Below are 4,844 nucleotides of genomic sequence, written 5' to 3' on the forward strand. Positions count from 1 at the left end.
AGAAGCTCAAGGCGGCCGGCTTCAACGCCACCTCGATCTACTTCGACTGGGCGTACCACTCCCCCGCGCCCGGCGTCTACGACTTCACCGGCGTCCGCGACGTCGACCGGTTGCTCGACATCGCCGAGGACGTCGGCCTCTACGTGATCGCCCGGCCCGGGCCGTACATCAACGCCGAGGCCGACGCGGGCGGCTTCCCGGCCTGGCTGACGACCCTGAGCGGGAAGGCCAGGACCAACGCCGACGACTACCAGGCGGCGTGGGAGGACTGGTACGACCACGTCAACGCGATCATCCGGCGCCACCAGCTGACCGACGGCGGCGGTTCGGTGGTCCTGTACCAGATCGAGAACGAGTACGACGGCCCCGACGCCGCGTACATGGAGGAGCTCAAGGCCGCGGCACGGGCGGACGGCATCACGGTTCCCCTGTTCCACAACGACAAGGGCCGCAACCTGCGGTGGGCAAGCGGTCCGGGCGCACCGGACCTGTACGGCACGGACACCTACCCGGCGGGCTTCGACTGCAACCGGACCTCGTTCCCGGCCGTGACCGACTACCGCTTCCTGCGTCCTGGCGTCGGCGACCGGCCGTTCGTCTGGGGCGAGTTCCAGGGGGGCGCGTTCGACCCGTGGGGCGGCCCCGGCTACGACCGCTGCCGCGCGATGACCGGTCCGGCGTTCGAGCGGATGTTCTACGACAACAACATCGAGAACCAGTTCACCGTCCACAACATCTACATGACCTACGGCGGCACGAACTGGGGCTGGCAGTCCGACCCGAACGTGGTCTACACCTCCTACGACTACGGTGCGGCCTTCGACGAGCAGCGGCGGTTGACCGAGAAGGTGCCGGTGCTCAAGCAGCAGGCGTACCTGCTGGCGTCGGTCGAGGACCTGCGCGAGACCGACGACGTCGGCCAGCAGGCGGGTACGGACCCGGCCGTGCGGGTGTGGGTGAAGCAGAACCCGGTCACCGGGGCGCGGTTCTACTTCGTGCGGCACCAGGATCCGACGTCGGCGGCGCCGGTGTCCACCACCTTCACCGTCGACGGCACCTCCTACACGCCGACGGTCGCCCTGAGCGGGCGGGACTTCAAGATCCTGGCGGCCGGCTACGACATGGAGCGCCAGCGGCTGGTCTACTCCACGTCGGAGATCATGGCGCACCTCGACCTCGGGGACCGCGACGTGGCGCTGCTGCACGGACGCGCGGGTGAGCCCGGCGAGACCGTGCTGCGCTACTCCAGCGAGCCGTGGGTCGAGGTCGTCTCGGGTGACGTGACGGCGACCTACTCGAACGGCGATCTGCGGCTCAGCTACGTCCACAACGGACTGGCGCGGGTGCGGGTGCACGGCGGTGGGCGCCCGCCGCTGGAGCTGTTGCTCGCCGACAGCGACACGGCCTCGACGTTCTGGCGCGTCGAGACGTCCGACGGCCCCGTCCTGGTCCGCGGTCCGTACCTGGTGCGCTCGGCGTCGCGGCACGGCTCGGGCCTGTGGCTGCGTGGTGACACCGACCGGACGAGCCCGCTGGAGGTGTTCGCGCCGCGCGGGGTGCGGTCGGTGTACTGGGACGGGCGGCCGGTCCACTCCGGAACGGTGCCGGGACCCCGGCCCGTCTCGTTGCCCGCGCTGACCCGCTGGCAGTACACCGGCGACGTCCCGGAGACCGAACCGTCCTACGACGACAGCCACTGGGTGGCCGCCGACCACACCACGACGAACAACCCGACGAAGCCGGCCACGCTGCCGGTGCTCTACACCGACGACTACGGCTTCCACTACGGCGACGTGTGGTACCGCGGGCACTTCTCCGGCGCGTCCGCGTCCGCGCTGACGCTCACGGCCGGCACCGGACGTGCCGGCGTGTGGTCGGTGTGGGTGAACGGCGGCTTCCTCGGCACGGTGAGGACCGGTACCGCCAGCGGCAACCAGAACTCCTCCGCCACGTTCGCGCTGCCTCCTTCGTCGCCGCGTGGCGACAACGTCGTGGCGGTGCTCGTGCGCGACATGGGCCACAACGAGGACGGCGGCAGCAACGACAACCACAAGGCGCCACGCGGGTTGCTCGCGGCGAGCGTCACCGGCGCGGACGGCCCGCTGACGTGGCGGATCCAGGGTGGACGGCCCGACCGGCTGCGCGGCCCGATGAACAACGGCGGCCTGCACGGCGAGCGGGTGGGCTATGCCCTGCCCGGGTTCCGGCCGAAGGGCTGGTCTCCGGTGACGCTGCCGCACCAGGACACCACGCCGGGTGTCGCGTGGTACCGCACGACGGTGCGGCTCGACCTGCCGCGGAACGCGGACGTCCCCGTGGGACTGCGGTTCACCGACGATCCCGGGCGGCACTACCGGGTGCTGGTCTTCGTCAACGGGTGGCAGGTGGGCCAGTACGTGAACGACCTCGGGCCGCAGCGGGTGTTCACGCTGCCGGAAGGGATTCTGAGACACCAGGGCACGAACACGATCGCGCTGGCGGTGTGGTCACAGGACGGGACCACGGGCGGGCTCGGTCAGGTCGACCTGACCGCACTCGGCAACTACGCGACAGCGCGGTAGTTTCCGACGCGGCTTTGCGTAGTCTGGCGCGGTGACCGAACCGGAGGCCGAGGGCAAGCGGGTCAGCTGGGCGGAGCTGTTCTTCGACCTCGTGTTCGTGTTCGCCATCACCCAGCTCGCCGCGTTGCTGCACCGGGACCACGGCTGGGGCGGCGTCGGCGCCACCGTCGTGCTGTTCCTGCCGATCTACTGGGTGTGGGTCGGCACGACCATGCAGGCCAACCGGCGCGACCTGGACCGGCCGACGGAGCGGATCGCGATCTTCTTCGTGGCGCTGTGCGGTCTGGTGATGGCGTTCGCGGTGCCGCACGCCTACGACAACCGGGGGCCGCTGTTCGCCGCCGCGTACTGGGCGGCGCGGCTGGGCTACGGGGTGTTCGCGTTCCGCGGGCAGCTGCGGTACGTCCAGCCGTTCAGCGTGAGCATCGCGTTCACCGGCCCGCTGCTGGTGGTGGGTGCGCTGTTCGACGGCCCGGCGCGGGAGATCCTCTGGCTGGCCGGCGCGCTGATCGACCTGGCGATGCCGTCACTGCTGCGGCGCAGGCTCGCCAGCATGCACTTCGACGCCGGTCACCTGACCGAGCGGTTCGGCCTGTTCGTGCTGATCGCACTGGGCGAGTCCGTGGTCGCGGTCGGTGCCCCGGTGGCCAACTCCGGCGAACCGGTCGGCGTGGCCACCCTGTGCGCGGCGATCGCCGCCTTCCTGCTGTGCTGCGCCCTGTGGTGGGTGTACTTCCACTTCGCCAACGACGCCATGCGCCACGCGCTGACCGTCGCACCCGTGCAGCTGACGATCACCCGGCACGTCCTGTCCTACGGGCACGTCGTGTTCATCGCCGCGATCGTGGCCATCGCGGTCGGCATGGAGGAGACCGTCGCCGCGCCGACCCACCGCCTGGGCTGGGCGTACCTGGGCCTGCTGTACGGCGGCACGGCGATGTTCCTCGCCACCTTCGGCTACACCCGCTGGATGATGTTCCACCTGGTGTCGACGACAAGGCTGGCCGCCGCGGCCGCCGTGCTCGCCCTGCTGTCGGTCGCCTGGGCCCTACCCGCACTGGGCGCGATCCTGCTGCTCGCCGCCGCCCTGGTCGTCCTGAACGCGGTGGAGCTGGCCCGTGTCCGCCGCGCGGCCCGCGCCTGAGCCGGCTAGCGCCGGTCGCGCCGGTCGCGTGGATGGCGGCCGTCGCGGCGGCCGCGGTGGCCGTCGTTGTGGTCGCCGAGGCGGCCGAAGAGGCCCAGCAGGGTTGGGATCAGCAACCACACCGGCCAGAAGTACTGGAGGTGGCCGGAGCTGAGGCTCGTGATCAACCAGATCGTGGTGCAGACGAGGAACACGCCGCCGAAGCCGCCGAACCACGCCCGCACCAGCTGGCCCGACCGCGAGGACGGCACCGGCGGCGCCGGGTGGGGCACGGCCGGGTGGGCGACGGGCTGGGGCCGGGCGGTGACGGTCGCGCCCGGCAGGTCGTCGAGCAGGCCGTTCAGGTCGCCGTAGGTCTTGGCCGCGTAGGCCTTCTGCAGGCGCTCGTCGTACTCGCCGAGGTCCAGGCGGCCCTCGTCCAGTGCCTGCTTGAGTTTGTCCGCCACTGCCTGGCGATCGGTGTCGCCGGCGCGCATCTCGTCCCGCCCCATGGGTGCCTAGTGTGGCAGGCGGGCGTCCGGTTGTCCCCGTTCAGCCCTTGTCCATTCGGAACTGCCACACGTCGAGGTAGTCGGCGCGGAAGCCGGCCTCGAAGTAGGACAGGTAGAACACCCACATGCGACGGAAGGTCTCGTCGAAGCCCAGCGCGGTCACGTCCGGCCACCGCTCCAGGAAGCGGTCGCGCCAGGTGCTGAGCGTCCGGGCGTAGGACGCGCCCAGCGAGCGCCGTTCGGTGATGCGCAGGCCGGTGTGCGTGGCCACCTGGCGCTCGATCTCCGGGATCGACAGCAGCTCCCCGCCGGGGAAGATGTACTTGTGCGGCCAGCCCTGCGAGCTTCTGGTCGCGAGCATCTGCCGGTGCGGCATGGTGATCGCCTGCAGGCCGAACCGGCCGCCCGGCTCGAGCACCCGGTCCACCATGCCGAAGTACTCCGGCCAGTGCTGGTGCCCGACCGCCTCGATCATCTCCACGCTGGCCGCGGCGTCGTAGGTGCCGGTCTCGTGCCGGTAGTCACGCAGCTCCACCCGCACCCGGTCCGCGACCCCGGCCTCCGCGATCCGCCGCCGCGCCAGCTCCTGCTGGCTCGGCGAGATCGTCAGCGACGTCACCTCGGCGCCGCGCCGCGCGGCGCGGATCG

Annotated in this window: 4 protein-coding genes; 2 read left to right on the top strand and 2 right to left on the bottom strand. The window is 71.2% G+C overall.

The window, feature by feature from the left end; all coding sequences use genetic code 11:
• On the top strand, nt 1–2,561 hold a 2,561-nt coding region (locus ACJ73U_RS07575), incomplete at its 5' end, for a glycoside hydrolase family 35 protein (RefSeq protein WP_407776816.1).
• 31 nt (nt 2,562–2,592) lie between these two features.
• Nucleotides 2,593–3,705: a low temperature requirement protein A gene (locus ACJ73U_RS07580; protein WP_407776817.1), complete on the top strand. Its 1,113-nt coding sequence runs from the start codon at nt 2,593–2,595 to the stop codon at nt 3,703–3,705.
• Between the two features lie 5 nt (nt 3,706–3,710).
• Here ACJ73U_RS07580 and ACJ73U_RS07585 read toward each other — a convergent pair whose 3' ends face one another.
• The gene (locus ACJ73U_RS07585) at nt 3,711–4,196 is read right to left on the bottom strand and encodes a DUF1707 domain-containing protein (RefSeq protein ID WP_407776818.1); all 486 of its coding nucleotides are present in this window, start codon (nt 4,194–4,196) and stop codon (nt 3,711–3,713) included.
• Between the two features lie 40 nt (nt 4,197–4,236).
• Nucleotides 4,237–4,844, bottom strand: a 608-nt coding sequence (locus tag ACJ73U_RS07590; RefSeq protein WP_407776819.1) for a class I SAM-dependent methyltransferase, incomplete at its 5' end; no start/stop codon positions are given.

This window comes from Actinophytocola sp., from assembly GCF_045807065.1.
Classification (GTDB): Bacteria; Actinomycetota; Actinomycetes; order Mycobacteriales; family Pseudonocardiaceae; genus Actinophytocola.

Coding starts and splice junctions, on each gene's coding strand:
- ACJ73U_RS07585 (WP_407776818.1), bottom strand. CDS start 4,196: ATGGGGCGGGACGAGATGCGCGCCGGCGACACCGATCGCCAGGCAGTG.